Here is a 15,936-nt window from a genome sequence, read left to right on the forward strand (position 1 = left end):
AAAGGAGAGTCATTCGTGGAACAAATTCAAATTATTGATTCGAAAAACCATGTAGGAGAAACTGTGACAATTGGTGCATGGGTTGCTAACAAGCGCTCAAGCGGAAAAATTGCTTTTCTTCAACTAAGAGATGGAACAGCCTTTTTCCAAGGTGTAGTTGTCAAAAGTGAGGTACCAGAAGAAGTTTTCCAAACTGCTAAGAACTTACACCAAGAAACAGCTATTACTGTTACTGGTGAAATTCGTGAAGATAGCCGTTCAAAATTTGGGTATGAAATTGGGATCACTAACATTGAGGTAGTTGGTGAAAGCCATGATTATCCGATTACACCCAAAGAACATGGGACAGACTTTTTGATGGATCACCGTCATTTATGGTTGCGTTCATCACGCCAGCATGCAATCATGCAAATCAGAAATGAAATCATTCGTGCCACATACGAATTTTTCAATGCGAATCAATTTGTTAAAATTGATCCACCGATTTTGACTGGTTCAGCACCAGAAGGAACAACTGATTTATTTGAAACAAACTATTTTGATCAAAAAGCGTATCTTTCTCAAAGTGGTCAATTATACATGGAAGCTGCTGCAATGGCATTTGGAAAAGTCTTTTCATTTGGACCAACATTCCGTGCAGAAAAATCAAAAACACGTCGTCACTTAATCGAGTTTTGGATGATAGAGCCAGAAATGGCTTTTACTCATCAAGAAGAAAGCTTAGAAGTTCAAGAAAAATATGTAGCTTTCTTAGTTCAAAGTGTCTTAGATAACTGTGACTATGCGTTAGATGTACTTGAACGTGATAAAGAAGTTTTGAAATCTTATACTAAGTTACCTTTCCCACGTATCACGTATGATGATGCAATTGAATTATTGAAGAAAAATGGATTTGATGATATTGAGTGGGGCGAAGACTTCGGTTCACCACATGAAACGTTTATTGCGAATTCATTTGAGCAACCAGTTTTCATTTTAAACTATCCAAAAGCAATCAAACCTTTCTATATGAAACCACATCCTACCCGTGAAGATGTTGTGATTTGTGCAGACATGATCGCGCCAGAAGGTTACGGCGAAATCATTGGTGGTAGTGAACGTGCAACTGATTACGAATTTTTACTAGAACAAATTCGTGAGCATGGCTTAGATGAAAACGAATATTCTTGGTACCTTGACTTGCGTAAATACGGCTCTGTACCTCATTCAGGTTTTGGTTTAGGGTTGGAACGTACAGTTACTTGGATCTCAGGAATTGATCATGTGCGTGAGGCCATTCCATTCCCTCGTTTGTTGAACCGCATTTATCCATAAAGGTTGTAAAAAAAGTGTCCAACTCCAGTAAATAAGAATAAATTGTCAGAAATTGCTTCTCAAATTTTTGAGTGTTTAGACTGATTTATCAGAGCTACTTCTTGAACACCTTAAATAAGAATACAACTTAATAAAAAGAGTTTAAAAAAGAAGTATGACGATACTGTCATGCTTCTTTTTTAGTATTTTATGCGATAATAGATTCAAGTAACTTTATAAAAGGAGAATAGTATGAGCTGTTTAGGAAATATTTTATGGTTTATTTTTGGAGGATTAGTTGGGGGACTTGGCTGGCTGATTGCGGGCGCATTATGGTGTATCACAATTGTTGGAATTCCAATCGGATTACAATGTTTTAAACTTGCTTCTTTATCTTTTGCCCCATTTGGAAAAGAAGTGATCTATCATCAAAGTGGCTTTTCATTGATTGTCAATTTGATTTGGTTGATTGTGTCAGGTCTTCCTTTGGCGTTAACGCATATTGTAAGTGGTTTGATTTTGTGTATCACAATTGTAGGTATTCCATTTGGCAAACAATCATTTAAATTGGCTCGTTTGGCGTTGATGCCATTTGGAGCAGAGATCGTCCCAAGTAATCACTATTATTTTGAGTAACAAATTGAAAAGCGGACAAAACGATTTTCGTTTTGTCCACTTTTTTTTGACAGGAAACGTAAAATGTCAAATAAAAGAAAAAAAGAGAAGGCTTCCAGTTGACATATGAATGTGCGTTCATTTATAATAACTTATGAAGAGATATTCATATGTATTGTAGGGAGGGAAAGAAAATGAATAAAGAATATCGTTTAGATGGCTTAGATTGTGCAAATTGCGCAATGAAAATTGAAAAAAAAGTACAGACAATTGAAGGTGTGCAAGAAGCAAATGTAAACTTTACTACGAGTAAGTTGCGAATCGTTGCAGACGAAGCAGATTTAGCAACCGTTGAAGATAAAACAAAGCAAGCGATTAAAGAAATCGAACCAGATGTGACGATTAATGAGCTTAAAAATAATCAGCAAGATGACCATGATCATGAACATGATACTAGTTGGGATGATTTGATTCGGATTCTTGTTTCCGCAGTGGGAATGGGGCTTTTGATTTGGCTATCGCCGACTGGTGCTATTCGTCTGATTGGTTATCTCCTTATTTATGGGTTAATCGGTTTTGATGTAATAAAAAAAGCTGTCATGAATATAACTAAGGGTCAGATTTTTGATGAAAACTTTTTGATGGCGATTGCGACAATTGGTGCAATGGCTATTGGGGAATATCCTGAAGCAGTTGCTGTCATGTTGTTTTACCAAGTGGGTGAATATTTCCAAGGTTTTGCGGTTAAACAATCACGACGATCCATTCGCGAACTCATGGCCATTCGTCCTGACATAGCACGCGTCAAAACTGCTGAAGGTTGGATGGATGTGGCACCAGAAGAAGTCGAGCTAGGACAACAAGTTTTGATTAAACCAGGTGAAAGAGTCCCACTAGATGGAACGATTATTGACGGTGAATCCATGGTCGATACTTCTGCTTTAACTGGGGAATCTGTGCCACGAAAAGTAACCAGTGGCGAAATGATTCTCAGTGGGTTTATCAATAAAAATCAACCTATTGTCATGAGTGTAGAGAAAACTTATGGTGAATCAACAATCAGTAAGTTATTAGAATTAGTTGAAAACGCTAGTAGTAAGAAAGCACCAGCTGAGAATTTTATTACTAAATTTGCGCGTTACTATACGCCAATCGTAGTTGTTTTAGCTTTATTGTTAGCAATTGTACCGCCATTAGTGATTCCTGATGCCGTGTTCTCTGACTGGGTTTATCGTGCATTGACATTCTTGGTTATTTCTTGTCCTTGTGCTTTAGTGATTTCTGTTCCATTGAGTTTCTTCGGTGGGATAGGTGGTGCAAGTAAGATTGGGGTTTTAGTTAAAGGAAGTAACTATCTTGAATTACTTGCAGAAACAGAAACTGTTGTCTTTGACAAAACAGGGACGTTAACTAAAGGTGAATTTTCTGTTCAAACAATTGAAACAACGATGGATGAAACAGACTTTATGCAGTATGTGGCAAGTGCTGAACAATATTCTACGCATCCAATTGCCCAATCAGTCTTGGCTGCTTACCAAGGTCCTTTATTAGTGAGTGAACAAGTAGAAGAAATTGCTGGTGAAGGAATCTCAGCAGTGATTGAGGCTCATGATATTCTAGTTGGTAATCAAAAATTGATGGCGCGTAAACAAATTGCATTTTCTGCGAGTGAAGAAGTCGGGACAGTACTTTACGTTGCCATTGACCAAAAATATGTTGGTTTTCTATTGATTGCAGATGCACTAAAAGTGGATGCGATAGAAGCTATGAATAAATTGAAAAAAGCTGGCGTTAAAGAAACAGTTATGTTGACAGGGGATGCGAAAAAAATTGCTGACTCTGTAGGTGAAAAAGTAGGCATTGATCAGGTTTATAGTGAATTGCTTCCCCAAGATAAAGTTGACAAATTAGAAATGATTCTTGCAAAAAACTCTGGTAAAGTAGCTTTTGTAGGTGACGGAATCAATGACGCACCCGTTTTAGCTAGAGCGGATGTCGGAATCGCTATGGGCGGACTAGGAAGCGATGCGGCAATTGAAGCAGCTGATGTTGTTATTATGAACGATGAACCTTCAAAAATTGCTGATGCGATGCGAGTTGCTCGTAAGACATTGCGAATTGTGAAGCAAAATATCGTCTTTGCAATTGGTGTGAAAGTTTTAGTTTTACTCCTTGGTGCGTTGGGGTTTGCTTCAATGGGTGATGCTGTTTTCGCTGATGTTGGGGTAACGGTGATTGCTGTTTTGAATGCAATGAGATGCTTACGAGTAAAAAAATGAAATGAATGTATATTGATAAATAAAATATACGAAAAAAATCCGTTATTATGGTAAAAATAACGCATGTTCGAATCCAAGAGATCATTGTTACTGATCTCTTGGATTTTTTTCATGTAATTCTAAAAGAAGTCGTAACGGACAAAAATGTATTTTCATTTTTCAGAAAATTTTGTCTTGCAAGTATCATAAGACAAAAGCTTTTTGAAATAAAAATATTTTTCTGGTTTTATGATGAAAAAATAATTTTAAAACGATGTGTTTATAATAAAAGAATACACACTTAAAATAACAAACTATTGCGACAGCAAAAAAAAGTGATTATTATTACATGGTGCAATAGATACTTTATATCAAAGGAGAGAGACAATGAACGACAAACAACTGCGCTGGTTCACAGTTGCATTGATTGCATTCAATATGGTCTGGGGTATGGGAAATGTTGTGAATAACTATGCACAACAAGGCATTTCCGTTATTACTTCTTGGTTATTGATTCTTGCAATCTATTTTATTCCTTATGCTTTGATTGTTGGTCAATTAGGATCAACATTTAAGGACAGTAAAGGTGGCGTAAGCTCTTGGGTTGAAAATACAACTTCCAATAAACGACTAGCTTATTACGCTGCATGGACTTATTGGGTTGTGCATATTCCTTACTTGGCACAAAAACCACAAGCAATTTTGATTGCCGCTGGCTGGGCTGTTCAAGGAAATGGAGATATCGTCAATACGATGTCTGTTCAATTAGTTGCTATTATTTCATTAATAATCTTTTTAGCGTTTTTATACTTATCAACTAAAGGATTATCAACATTGAAAGTGATCGGTGGTTTAGCGGGAACTGCGATGTTTGTCATGTCATTACTATTCATTTTATTAGCAGTGACAGCACCATTCATCAACCCAACAATGGAATTTGCTACACCACACATGAATCAAGTGAAAACATATATCCCAACATTTGATTTTAGTTACTTCACAACCGTTTCAATGCTAGTTTTCGCAGTGGGTGGAGCAGAAAAAATCTCTCCTTACGTAAACTCAACAAGAAATCCTGCAAAAGAGTTTCCAAAAGGAATGATTTTCTTAGCAGCAATGGTTGGTGTCTGTGCGGTATTAGGTTCAGTGGCAATGGGTATGCTATTTGCAAGTGACAATATTCCCAAAGACCTAATGGCAAATGGTGCCTACAGTGCCTTCCAAATTTTAGGTAACTACTATGGAATTGGAAATGCGTTGATGATCATCTACGCGTTGACGAACATGGTTGGGCAAATTTCTGCTTTAGCCTTCTCAATTGATGCACCGCTAAAAATCTTGCTAGCTGATGCTGACCCTGAGTTTGTGCCAAACTGGTTGCGTAAACGTAATCGCAAAGGAACTTTGGTCAACGGGTACTTCCTGACAGGGATCTTAGTAAGTATCATTATCTTGTTACCAATTTTCGGTATCAAAGATATGAACGAATTAGTTAAATGGTTGACTAACTTAAACTCAGTTGTAATGCCAATGCGTTATCTATGGGTATTCTTGGCTTATATGATGTTGAATAAAGCATATAAAAAATTCACTTCAGAGTACAAATTCGTTAAAAATCCCAAAATTGGTTATATCTTCGGTGCATGGTGTTTTGCATTTACAGCATTTGCTTGTATCTTAGGTATGGTTCCAAAAATTGAGTATGCAGCTGATCCAAAAGCATGGTGGTTCCAATTGATTTCAAATATCATTACACCAATTGTCTTGATTTTACTAGGAATGATCTTACCTGCGATTGCACGTCGTGATAAGAACAAAGAAGTTCCAGTATCAGAAACAATTCCACAAGCATAATTCAGCAATAAAATTGAAACTAGAATTCATCATAGGATCTGACTAACTAGTGATTAGTTTGTCAGGTCCTATTTTTTTTGTGTATCGTAAAAGGTATACATATTCATACACAGAAATAAAATCAAGAAAATAGAAAGGGAAGATCTATCAATGAAGTATTTAGTCATGGGTAACTCTGGTTCAGGAAAGTCAACATTTGCTCGGAAACTTCAACAAGTAACACAAGCCAATTTATTACCTTTAGATTTTTTGTGGCATCAAACAAACTACAGTGAAGAGGCTCAAGCTTGGTTTCAATCAGAGCAAGAAAAGTTTATCCGTGCAAATGAACACTGGATCATCGATGGCAATTATTTAGGCACAAGTGATTTACGTTTCAACCACGCGGACACACTTATCCTCTTGAAAGTGCCACGTCTATTGTCCTTATTTCGAGTAATTTCTCGTTCCTTCAAACGAAGAATCAATCCAGCCTCTAGACCAGACATGCCAAGAACATTTCAAGAAAAATTTGATCGAGAATACTTAGACTTTCTGATTTACATTTGGCAATTTCCCAATAAACAAGTAGTAGAACTAGAAAAAATTTTGCGGGAACAATCAAATGAAATACAAGTAGTCATTTTGAAAAGTAAAAAAAGGTAAAAAAATTTTCTTGCAAGAACTAACAGAGAAAAAGAGAAGAAAAGAAAGTTGACAGTTTTTGTTTACAGTTGTAAACTAAGTTTGTCTTTAAAGATTACAAGTGTAAACGAAAGAGGTGAAAGCAATGGTAAAAACTAAAATGCCTGTTAAAATCAGCGATTCCGAGTGGGAAGTGATGCGAGTGATTTGGACATTAAACCAAACGACTGCACAAGAGATCACCCAGATTTTGGCGGATTCGATGGACTGGAAAGCAGCGACTGTCAAAACATTACTAGGAAGATTAGTGAAAAAAGAAGTTGTGTGGACACAGCAAGAAGGGAAAAAATTTATTTATCATCCAGCAGTTTCTGAAATGGATACTGTTCGTAGTGCGACAGAAAATTTATTTTCACATATTTGTGCAAAAAAAGTTGGCGAGACGATTGCTGATCTAGTGGAAGAAGCAACATTGACGCAAGCTGATATCGATAAAATCATGGAACAGTTACAACAAAAAAAACCAGTGGCAACAATTGCTTGCAATTGTATCCCTGGACAATGTACGTGTAAATCATAAGGAGGAATTTAGGATGAAACAACAATTTTCAATTCAAGGAATGAGCTGTAATCATTGTGTAGCAAAGGTGGAAGAAACACTTCAAGCGTTGCCAGGTATTCAAAAGGTAAAAGTAAATCTGAAAAAAGCAAAGGGAACGGTTAAATTTGACGAGAGTCAAATTCATTCAGAACAGATCAAGGAACAAATTACTGCTTTAGGTTATCCTGCAGAGGTGATTGAATGACTGAAACATCTCAAATGACTACCTTGGTGATTACTGGAATGACTTGTGCAAACTGCTCTGCACGAGTAGAAAAAGAATTAAAAGAACAACCAGGAGTGATTTCGGCAACAGTCAATCTAGCAACAGAAAAAGCAAGCGTCAAATATGCTGAAACTTCTGCCGAAGCATTGATCCAAAGTGTCGAAAAAATTGGGTACGGCGCAATCTTATACGACGAAGCCCATAAACAAAAAATTGCTGAAGAAAAAAAAGCGTATCTACGAAAAATGAAACGAGATTTATTGTTAAGTGCACTCTTAACTTTTCCATTGATGGCCGCAATGATTGCAATGTTATTAGGAAATCATGGCACACTTGTTCAATTTTTCCATCAACCAACGGTCCAATTGATTTTGGCATTACCCGTTCAGTTTTTCGTGGGTGCACGTTTTTATCAAGGTGCCTATCACGCATTGAAAACCAAGGCGCCAAACATGGATGTTTTAGTCGCTCTTGGAACGACTGCTGCTTTTCTGTTGAGCATTTATAACGGATTTGTTTCAAGTACGACCAATGATTTGTATTTTGAAAGTAGTAGTATGATCATCACCTTGATTTTATTAGGAAAATATTTAGAACATACAGCCAAAAGCAAGACAGGTGATGCCATCAAACAACTGATGTCGCTACAAATGAAGACAGCACAGAAATTAGTTGATGGTGTTGAAGAAACGATTGCGATTGAAGACGTTATGGTTGGAGATCGCTTGGTCATTCGTCCTGGTGAACAAATACCGACAGATGGAAAAATCATTTCCGGAAGTAGCGCGATTGATGAAAGTATGCTGACTGGAGAGAGCTTACCAGTAGAAAAACAGCTTGACGACACCGTTTTTGGAGGAACAGTGAATACTACTGGGTTAGTACAGATCGAAGTTTCCCAAGTAGGTAGTCAAACCGTGTTGGCTCAAATCATCCAAATGGTAGAAGATGCTCAAGGAAGTAAAGCACCCATTCAACAAATCGCCGATCGAATTTCTGGTATTTTTGTACCAGTAGTTTTAGTTGTTGCTCTTGTTACGTTGGTTTTGACTGGATGGCTTACAGGTGACTGGCAACTGGCTTTAATTCATAGTGTCTCTGTTTTAGTCATTGCTTGTCCTTGTGCTTTGGGATTAGCAACACCAACAGCAATTATGGTAGGGACGGGCGTTGGTGCACGAAATGGTATTTTGATTAAAGGTGGCGAAGCGTTGGAAGAAGCTGCGGGACTTACGAGTATTTTATTAGACAAAACAGGAACGATTACGCAGGGAACTCCTCAAGTAACTGATGTGATTGGTTCAACCGAAGTTGTCAAGCTCTTTCATAGTCTGGAACAAGCTTCCGAACATCCTTTGGCAAAAGCAATCAACGATTATAGCCAAGAAAAAGAGATCGTTCCTTATGAAGTGAGTGAATTTACTGCACATCCAGGTGCTGGAATCAGCGGGAAAATCAATCAACAAGTATATTTTGCTGGGACAAAAAAACATTTAGCACAATTAAGCCTATCAGTTGCTTCATTGGAAGAACAAGCGCTACACTTAGAACAAGAAGGAAAAACGGTTATGTATTTGGCTGATGAGAAGCAAGTTTTGGGCTTGATTGCAGTTGCTGATGCAGTGAAAACAGAAGCGAAACAAGCAATTGCAAAACTACAAGCACAAAAAATCGAAGTGTATATGGTGACAGGGGATAACAAGCTTGCTGCTAACGTGATTGGAAAACAAGTGGGACTTGATTCAGCTCATATTTTTGCGGAGGTATTACCTGATGAAAAAGCTGCTTATGTTCAACGTTTGCAACAAGCAGATCAAAAAGTCGGCATGGTTGGTGATGGAATCAATGATGCACCAGCGCTTGCTTTAGCAGATGTTGGCTTAGCAATGGGAAGTGGAACTGATATTGCAATGGAGACAGCAGATGTTACTTTAATGAATAGTAATTTAATGGCTGTTGTACAAACAATTGATTTATCTCGTGCCACGTTGAAGAAAATCAGGCAGAATCTTTTTTGGGCTTTTGTTTATAATACGATCGGAATTCCTTTTGCTGCATTTGGCTTGTTGAATCCGATTATTGCTGGTGGTGCGATGGCTTTTAGTTCAGTTAGTGTGTTGCTTAATTCGTTAAGTTTAAATCGAAAAATGAAAAAATAATTAAAGTGAAGAAGGGATCGAGATGAAAGAATCAGAAAAACAGAATGAATTGTCGAAGCACGAGGGAATGAAACATGAACATGATATGAGTGGAATGGATCATTCGATGCATGAGGAAATGAAACATGAACATGGTATGAGTGGAATGGATCATTCGATGCATGAGGGAATGAAACATGAACATGATATGAGTGGAATGGATCACTCGATGCATATGGGGAATTTTAAGCAGAAATTTTGGTTATCCCTTGTGTTAGCTATTCCTATTATTCTTTTGTCACCAATGATGGGCTTGGAATTGCCTTTTCAAATCAGCTTTCCCGGTTCTGAGTGGGTCGTACTTGTTTTAGCTACGATTCTCTTTATCTATGGAGGCCAACCATTTTTAAGTGGGGCCAAAATGGAATTGGAACAAAAGAGTCCGGCAATGATGACCTTGATTGCAATGGGGATCTCCGTTGCATATATTTATAGTTTGTACTCTTTTATCGCAAACTTAGTTAACCCACATGCACATGTGATGGACTTTTTCTGGGAATTAGCTACTTTGATCGTCATTATGTTATTGGGTCATTGGATCGAGATGAATGCTGTCTCAAATGCAAGTAATGCGCTACAAAAGCTAGCAGAGTTATTACCTGAATCAGTGAAGCGAATCAAAGAAGATGGGACGGAAGAAACAGTTTCTTTAAAAGAAGTTCATGAAGGCGACCGTCTAGTTGTGCGTTCAGGTGATAAGATGCCCACAGATGGTATCATTATCAAAGGAAATACGATCGTGGACGAATCAGCTGTTACAGGTGAATCAAAAGGAGTCAAAAAACAAGTTGATGACCGCGTCATAGGTGGATCGGTCAATGGTGAAGGCACGATTGAAATCAAAGTTACTGGTACTGGCGAAAGTGGGTACCTTGCGAAAGTTATGGAAATGGTTCGTAAAGCACAAAGTGAAAAATCAAAATTAGAATCGTTGTCAGACAAAGTTGCTAAGTGGTTGTTTTATGTGGCGTTGGCTGCAGGGATCTTGGCATTTATTGTTTGGCTAGTCGTCGCCGATTTACCTACCGCGTTAGAACGAATGGTGACGGTCTTTATTATTGCGTGTCCGCACGCACTTGGTTTAGCAATTCCTTTAGTGGTAGCTCGTTCCACATCAATTGCTGCAAAAAATGGCTTGCTCTTGAAAAACCGAAATGCCTTAGAACAAGCTGCTGATTTGGACGTTATCATGTTAGATAAAACCGGAACGTTGACACAAGGAAAATTTACGGTCACAGGTGTTGAAATGCTAACTGATTCTGTAACAAAACAGGAAGCACTTGAAATGATTGGCGCACTAGAGGCAAATGCGAATCACCCATTAGCCATCGGGATCATGAACTATCTGCAAGAGCAAAAAATTACGCCTGCTAAAGTTGAAAACCTGAAAAATTTAACAGGTGTTGGTTTAGCTGGCACGGTGAAAAATCAAGAAGTCAAGATTGTGAATGAAAAAGAAATCAAGCGACTTAACTTGGTTGTCAAACCTGAGTTACTCCACCGTTATCAAGAACAAGGAAACACGATTAGTTTCTTGCTTATAGCAGATCATTTGGTTGCAATGATTGCGTTAGGTGATGTCGTGAAGCCAGAAGCAAAACAATTTATCCAAACACTGAAAGAACGCAAAATTACCCCTGTCATGTTGACTGGTGATAACGAAAGTGCTGCGCAGGCAGTCGCTCATTATTTAGGAATGGACGATTTTTATGCCGGTTTATTACCTGATGACAAAGAAAAAATCGTACAAAACTATTTGCAACAAGGCAAAAAAGTCATTATGGTTGGAGATGGGATCAATGATGCACCAAGTTTAGCTCGTGCAACGATCGGGATGGCTATTGGTGCTGGGACAGATGTTGCAATTGATTCAGCAGATGTTGTTTTAACCAATAGCAATCCCAATGATATTTTGCATTTCTTGGATTTAGCAAAGCAAACAAGAAGAAAAATGATCCAAAACCTTTGGTGGGGAGCGGGTTACAATATTATCGCTATTCCGTTGGCAGCTGGTATTTTAGCACCAATTGGTATTTTATTAAGTCCTGCTGTTGGTGCTGTCTTGATGTCACTCAGCACAGTTGTGGTTGCTTTGAATGCGCTGACGTTGAAAATCAAATAAGTTTGGCAAATCAAGGAGTGATGCTTAGGCTATCACTCTTTTTTTGATTAATCCAAAACTTGTTTGAAATAATCGTGCTTTGGCTTCAAGCTCAATTTTTACTTTTTCAATTTCTTTTAATGAAAGTGTTTGGCTTTCATGGATTTTCTTTTTCGATTTTTGTAAAAGTTTACTCATTAGTAGAACCTCCATTCATAAATATAATTAGTTAGGTACCGAATCATTTTCTTATTTCGATTATAGTTCGGTACCGAACTATATGTCAAGCAGTTTTTCAAAAAAGAGTGTTTTGAATGTGAACCACATAAAATTTTGTGGACGCTTTGTTTTCTTTGTTATACTTTAATAGTGACTCTTCAGATGATTGTCTTGAAGTGAAAGGGAGCAAGGGGGAAATCATTTGATAGAAAACTTAACGACAAAAAACTTAGAGCTGCGAAAAATAGGTCATCAATTGAGCCAACTGATTATGCCAAACTTAAGTATTTTTATTGCATGGGGCTTTCTTTCTTTTATAACACCTTATTTTTCTGGAGAATTAGCCCATAGGCTGAATGAAGTGAGCGAATGGATGCTTCATCTGTTATTACCGATTATGATTGGCTATTTGGGTGGGAAAACTACTGGGAATCAACGAGGAGCAATTGTTGGCGCAATTGCTACTTTAGGAATTATTGTTGGTTCAACAGCACCACAAATTGTTGGTGCCATGATTCTGGGGACATTGGCAGGAAAAGTGTACGACTTATTTGAAAATAAAGTCAAAAAACAATTTACGATTGGATACGAGATGTTGATTAATAATTTACTTGTAGGAATCGTTGGTGGTGTATGTTGCTTGTTGGGAATGATTGTATTTACACCCCTTATTGCTTCGGTCAGCCAGATGATCTCACAAGCTATTTTGTGGTTGACGGAAATGAAAATGCTTACGTTAGCCCATGTTTTGTTGGAACCACTCAAAGTCTTGTTTTTTAATAATATTATCAATCATGGCATTTTAACTCCGCTTGGTATTGAATTTGCTCAACAGGAAAACTCATCGATTTTGTTTTTGATGGAAGCAAATCCGGGCCCTGGAATTGGGGTGTTGCTTGCAATTCTCCTTCAAGGAAGAAGAGAGACAAAAACGAATGCCGGAAGTGCGCTAATGATCCAAGCTATTGGCGGTATCCATGAAATTTATTTTCCTTTTGTACTAATCAAACCCAAACTTTTATTGGCAGTCATTTTGGGCGGTGCTAGTGGAACTTTTCTGTTTCAGTTATTGCATGTAGGTTTAAGTGCGCCAGTGTCACCAGGCTCATTAGTCGTTATATTGACAAATACGCCAACGAATCAGCTTTTAGCCGTCAGTTTTGGCATTTTAGTGAGTATTTTAGTGACGTTTAGTTGTGCATTATTTTTATTAAGAAAAGAATCTTTGGCTGCTGGAGAAGAAAAGCCAAATGATGAGGAATGTGAGGAAATGCAACCAGTGATAAATAAAAAAATTATCTTTGCTTGTGATTCGGGGATGGGCTCAAGTGCGATGGGTGCAGCATTATTGAAGAAACAACTACAAGTCGCAAACTTACCTGCAAGTGTTGACTATACTTCGATCTATCAAGTGAAAAATCAACCAGATCAACTACTTATTGTCCAAAGAGAACTAATGGCACTTGCTCAGCAGCAAGCACCACGCAGTCAAATTCTTCCTTTGGCTCATTTTTTGGAAGTAGAGAATGCTTTACCAGAGATTAAAAGCTTTCTTCTAACAACTTCTCACGTGGCGAAAACAGCAGCAATTGTCAGAGGAATAGACAGAAACAAGACTGAAAAGGTTGTGTTTTTATACGCAGAAAATGTCAGAGGCTCACAAACGATAGGGATGACGATTTTAGCACAATTAGCAAAGCAACAGGGACATTCACTTTCCATCAGTAAACTACCGATCGAACAGTTCGCAAGTGAAAAAGAAACAATCTATGTTGTTACAACCACTCTCTTTCACAAAAATCCTCAGTTAGCTGAACTATCAAAAGTTGTGTTAGTTGAAGATTTTGTATTAACAACAGCCTATGAACAATGGATGAAAGGAGGAGTCGAACATGTACTTGTCCACAAGGGAGAAGCAATTGATCAGTGAGTTGTTACACAGTTCCACACCAGTGTCCGTGGAACGAATGATGACAGTCTTGAAAGTTAGCAAGCGAACGGTCTATCGTGAGTTAGATCAGTTAGCTTTATCATTGAAAGCAGTTGATGCTCAATTAAAGAAAGTAACGCGTGGTACGTTTTTGATTGAAGCAACAACTGAAGCTAAGTCGAAATTATCGGCGGAAATCAATGATGAAGCTGGAGAAGAACTTTCGACATTGGAACGTCAACATGCGATTTTATTAGAAATTTTATTAACGGTACAGCCGTTAAGTTTAGCGTATTTTTTGGAAACCTATTTAGTCAGTAACACTACGTTTTACGCAGATATCAAGCAGCTTGAAGCAAGTATTGAGCACCTTCCATTAGAAATTGTTCGCAATCAAGGGTATGAAATTATTGGTCCAGAAAAATATCGACGTTTATTGGCAGCAAATGTGTTGGAATTGGAAATCAATGAGTATGAATTGTTTCATCTCGTGAAGAAACAAAAAAGTCCAAATTATTTTTTTCGATTCATCCAGTTAGAAAACTTTTTTCTGGTGAGAAAGATGATAAGTGAAGAGTTGATTGGTAAAAAAAATGAGTTGAGTGACCGTAAATTAGCGCATTTGATCTTGATGTTAACGTTGACGATGGATCGGGTGAAAAAAAATCAGTTTTTGACGAATGAAACCTATTTGGGTTTAGCAAACAAAGAATTTTTACAAATTGCTAAGCGACTTTTTGCGATTATCGGAAAAGAAAGCCAACAATTATATCCAGTAAATGAAATCGTCTTTTTTGCCAGTTTGTTAAATGACTTTTCCAATTCATTTGATAAAGATTTCTTTGATGAACATTTTGATACACAGCTTGCTTATCTAGTAAAACAACTGATCACATTAGTTAGTGAAGAAACCGATGTGCGTTTTTATGAAGATGAAAGTCTTTATAAAATGTTGCTGACACACTTGTCTGGGGTATTTTCTCGAGCGATTTTGCAAGAAGAAACATTGACGAATCCGATTCTTGAAAAAATCATGATTCAATACGACGAACTGACTACCGCTGTTCGGTCAGCAGTTAGCCAAGTTTTTCAAGAGAAGCAGTTATCCAATGAAGAAATTGCTTATATGGTTTTACATTTTGCCAGTTCACTTGAGCGTAGTCCAAAAGAAAGTTCGATCCGTATTGCAGCGTTTTCTCCGAGTGGTTTGGCCTCAACTAGTATGTTAGAAATGCGCTTGAAACGATATTTTCCTTCGATTAGTCAGCTAGAATTCTATCGAATTGCAGATATCAAAAAAGTTGATCTTCAAAAAGTGTATGATGTGGTTATCTCGACTTCCGTTTTACCGGGATACACAGGTAATTACTTGTTGGTGTCACCTTTGTTGTTAGAAGATGAGATCAAACGTTTGAAACAAGCCTTCCAAAAAGCGAGAAGCGCCCATCCATTACCAACAGAACACACGACTACATCGGAACCAATTTTAGCGGATCAATACGAGAAAACCTTGATCGTGATGGAAAAAATCAATCAGTTACTTTCTCGTTTTTTTATTCAAGAAATTAGCAACGAAAACAAACTAAGTGAGATTTTAAGCCAAGTTCTTTCCTACTTATCAACAGAGTTACTCAGAGATGAAAAGGATGTTCAAGAAAAATTAATGCGACGTTATCAACAGTCACCTATTGGGATCCCAAAAACAAATATGGGCTTGTTTCACACATCTAGTTCAGCAGTAGTTGCACCAGTCTTTTGTATTTTTCAATTGAAACAACCAATCACCATTGAAGGAATGGATAAGCAACCAATTGCACTTGAACGAATGATGCTAATGCTTGCTCCTTCACCAATTGAAGAAACCGATAGTCGCTTACTAGGAAAAATCAGTGCAGCGATGATCATGAATGATTTGAACTTAGAAATTTTTCAGTCAGGTAATCAAGCAATCGTCTATCAATTATTGGCAAAAATTTTGATTGATGAGATGAAAAAATAAAGGAATGAGAAAAAGAAG

Annotated in this window: 12 protein-coding genes; 11 read left to right on the forward strand and 1 reads right to left on the reverse strand. The window is 37.5% G+C overall.

Going from position 1 to position 15,936, the window contains the following annotated elements; genetic code table 11:
- Window positions 1–15: 15 nt before the first annotated feature.
- The 9 genes from asnS to copB all read left to right on the forward strand — a co-directional run bounded on the left by asnS (window position 16) and on the right by copB (window position 11,791).
- Window positions 16–1,314 (forward strand): asparagine--tRNA ligase, encoded by a 1,299-nt coding sequence (gene asnS / locus AC4BD1_RS03425; RefSeq protein ID WP_067483937.1) that lies wholly within the window; start codon window positions 16–18, stop codon window positions 1,312–1,314.
- A gap of 231 nt (window positions 1,315–1,545) precedes the next feature.
- Complete coding sequence (locus tag AC4BD1_RS03430; protein WP_490485811.1) at window positions 1,546–1,929, forward strand: YccF domain-containing protein; 384 nt, start codon at window positions 1,546–1,548, stop codon at window positions 1,927–1,929.
- A 173-nt stretch (window positions 1,930–2,102) separates the two neighbouring features.
- The gene (locus tag AC4BD1_RS03435) at window positions 2,103–4,187 is read left to right on the forward strand and encodes a heavy metal translocating P-type ATPase (RefSeq protein ID WP_490485812.1); all 2,085 of its coding nucleotides are present in this window, start codon (window positions 2,103–2,105) and stop codon (window positions 4,185–4,187) included.
- A 366-nt stretch (window positions 4,188–4,553) separates the two neighbouring features.
- Window positions 4,554–6,020 carry an amino acid permease gene (locus tag AC4BD1_RS03440; protein ID WP_206906981.1) on the forward strand — a complete coding sequence of 489 codons (1,467 nt, stop codon included), beginning with the start codon at window positions 4,554–4,556 and terminating at the stop codon, window positions 6,018–6,020.
- A 150-nt stretch (window positions 6,021–6,170) separates the two neighbouring features.
- A complete protein-coding gene (locus AC4BD1_RS03445; RefSeq protein WP_490485813.1) occupies window positions 6,171–6,665 on the forward strand; it encodes a P-loop NTPase family protein in 495 nt (164 codons plus the stop codon).
- Window positions 6,666–6,789: 124 nt separating this feature from the next.
- Window positions 6,790–7,224 (forward strand): CopY/TcrY family copper transport repressor, encoded by a 435-nt coding sequence (locus AC4BD1_RS03450; protein WP_206906985.1) that lies wholly within the window; start codon window positions 6,790–6,792, stop codon window positions 7,222–7,224.
- Between the two features lie 13 nt (window positions 7,225–7,237).
- Entirely contained in the window at window positions 7,238–7,450 is a 213-nt protein-coding gene (gene copZ, locus AC4BD1_RS03455) for a copper chaperone CopZ (RefSeq protein WP_206906987.1), read from the forward strand.
- Window positions 7,447–9,630 carry a heavy metal translocating P-type ATPase gene (locus AC4BD1_RS03460; RefSeq protein ID WP_490485814.1) on the forward strand — a complete coding sequence of 728 codons (2,184 nt, stop codon included), beginning with the start codon at window positions 7,447–7,449 and terminating at the stop codon, window positions 9,628–9,630. The genes copZ and AC4BD1_RS03460 overlap by 4 nt, the downstream gene beginning before the upstream one ends.
- A gap of 22 nt (window positions 9,631–9,652) precedes the next feature.
- Window positions 9,653–11,791, forward strand: a complete 2,139-nt coding sequence (gene copB / locus AC4BD1_RS03465) for a copper/silver-translocating P-type ATPase CopB (protein ID WP_490485815.1) — start codon at window positions 9,653–9,655, stop codon at window positions 11,789–11,791.
- A 24-nt stretch (window positions 11,792–11,815) separates the two neighbouring features.
- Here copB and AC4BD1_RS03470 read toward each other — a convergent pair whose 3' ends face one another.
- Window positions 11,816–11,968, reverse strand: a complete 153-nt coding sequence (locus AC4BD1_RS03470; protein ID WP_206906992.1) for a hypothetical protein — start codon at window positions 11,966–11,968, stop codon at window positions 11,816–11,818.
- 292 nt (window positions 11,969–12,260) lie between these two features.
- Here AC4BD1_RS03470 and AC4BD1_RS03475 point away from each other — a divergent pair, with 292 nt between their 5' ends.
- Together AC4BD1_RS03475 and AC4BD1_RS03480 are read left to right on the forward strand one after the other, a co-directional pair.
- Window positions 12,261–13,919: a PTS transporter subunit EIIC gene (locus tag AC4BD1_RS03475; protein WP_490486012.1), complete on the forward strand. Its 1,659-nt coding sequence runs from the start codon at window positions 12,261–12,263 to the stop codon at window positions 13,917–13,919.
- Window positions 13,882–15,918, forward strand: a complete 2,037-nt coding sequence (locus AC4BD1_RS03480; RefSeq protein WP_490485816.1) for a BglG family transcription antiterminator — start codon at window positions 13,882–13,884, stop codon at window positions 15,916–15,918. Before AC4BD1_RS03475 ends, AC4BD1_RS03480 begins: the two co-directional genes overlap by 38 nt.
- Window positions 15,919–15,936 lie beyond the last annotated feature (18 nt).

The organism is Enterococcus sp. DJ147D b (assembly GCF_058216655.1).

What these genes read in the sequence shown, in the direction of transcription:
- AC4BD1_RS03430 (WP_490485811.1), top strand. Translation starts at nt 1,546, where the DNA reads ATGAGCTGTTTAGGAAATATTTTATGGTTTATTTTTGGAGGATTAGTT.
- AC4BD1_RS03435 (WP_490485812.1), top strand. Translation starts at nt 2,103, where the DNA reads ATGAATAAAGAATATCGTTTAGATGGCTTAGATTGTGCAAATTGCGCA.
- AC4BD1_RS03440 (WP_206906981.1), top strand. Translation starts at nt 4,554, where the DNA reads ATGAACGACAAACAACTGCGCTGGTTCACAGTTGCATTGATTGCATTC.
- AC4BD1_RS03445 (WP_490485813.1), top strand. Translation starts at nt 6,171, where the DNA reads ATGAAGTATTTAGTCATGGGTAACTCTGGTTCAGGAAAGTCAACATTT.
- AC4BD1_RS03450 (WP_206906985.1), top strand. Translation starts at nt 6,790, where the DNA reads ATGGTAAAAACTAAAATGCCTGTTAAAATCAGCGATTCCGAGTGGGAA.
- copZ (WP_206906987.1), top strand. Translation starts at nt 7,238, where the DNA reads ATGAAACAACAATTTTCAATTCAAGGAATGAGCTGTAATCATTGTGTA.
- AC4BD1_RS03460 (WP_490485814.1), top strand. Translation starts at nt 7,447, where the DNA reads ATGACTGAAACATCTCAAATGACTACCTTGGTGATTACTGGAATGACT.
- copB (WP_490485815.1), top strand. Translation starts at nt 9,653, where the DNA reads ATGAAAGAATCAGAAAAACAGAATGAATTGTCGAAGCACGAGGGAATG.
- AC4BD1_RS03470 (WP_206906992.1), bottom strand. Translation starts at nt 11,968, where the DNA reads ATGAGTAAACTTTTACAAAAATCGAAAAAGAAAATCCATGAAAGCCAA.
- AC4BD1_RS03475 (WP_490486012.1), top strand. Translation starts at nt 12,261, where the DNA reads ATGCCAAACTTAAGTATTTTTATTGCATGGGGCTTTCTTTCTTTTATA.
- AC4BD1_RS03480 (WP_490485816.1), top strand. Translation starts at nt 13,882, where the DNA reads ATGTACTTGTCCACAAGGGAGAAGCAATTGATCAGTGAGTTGTTACAC.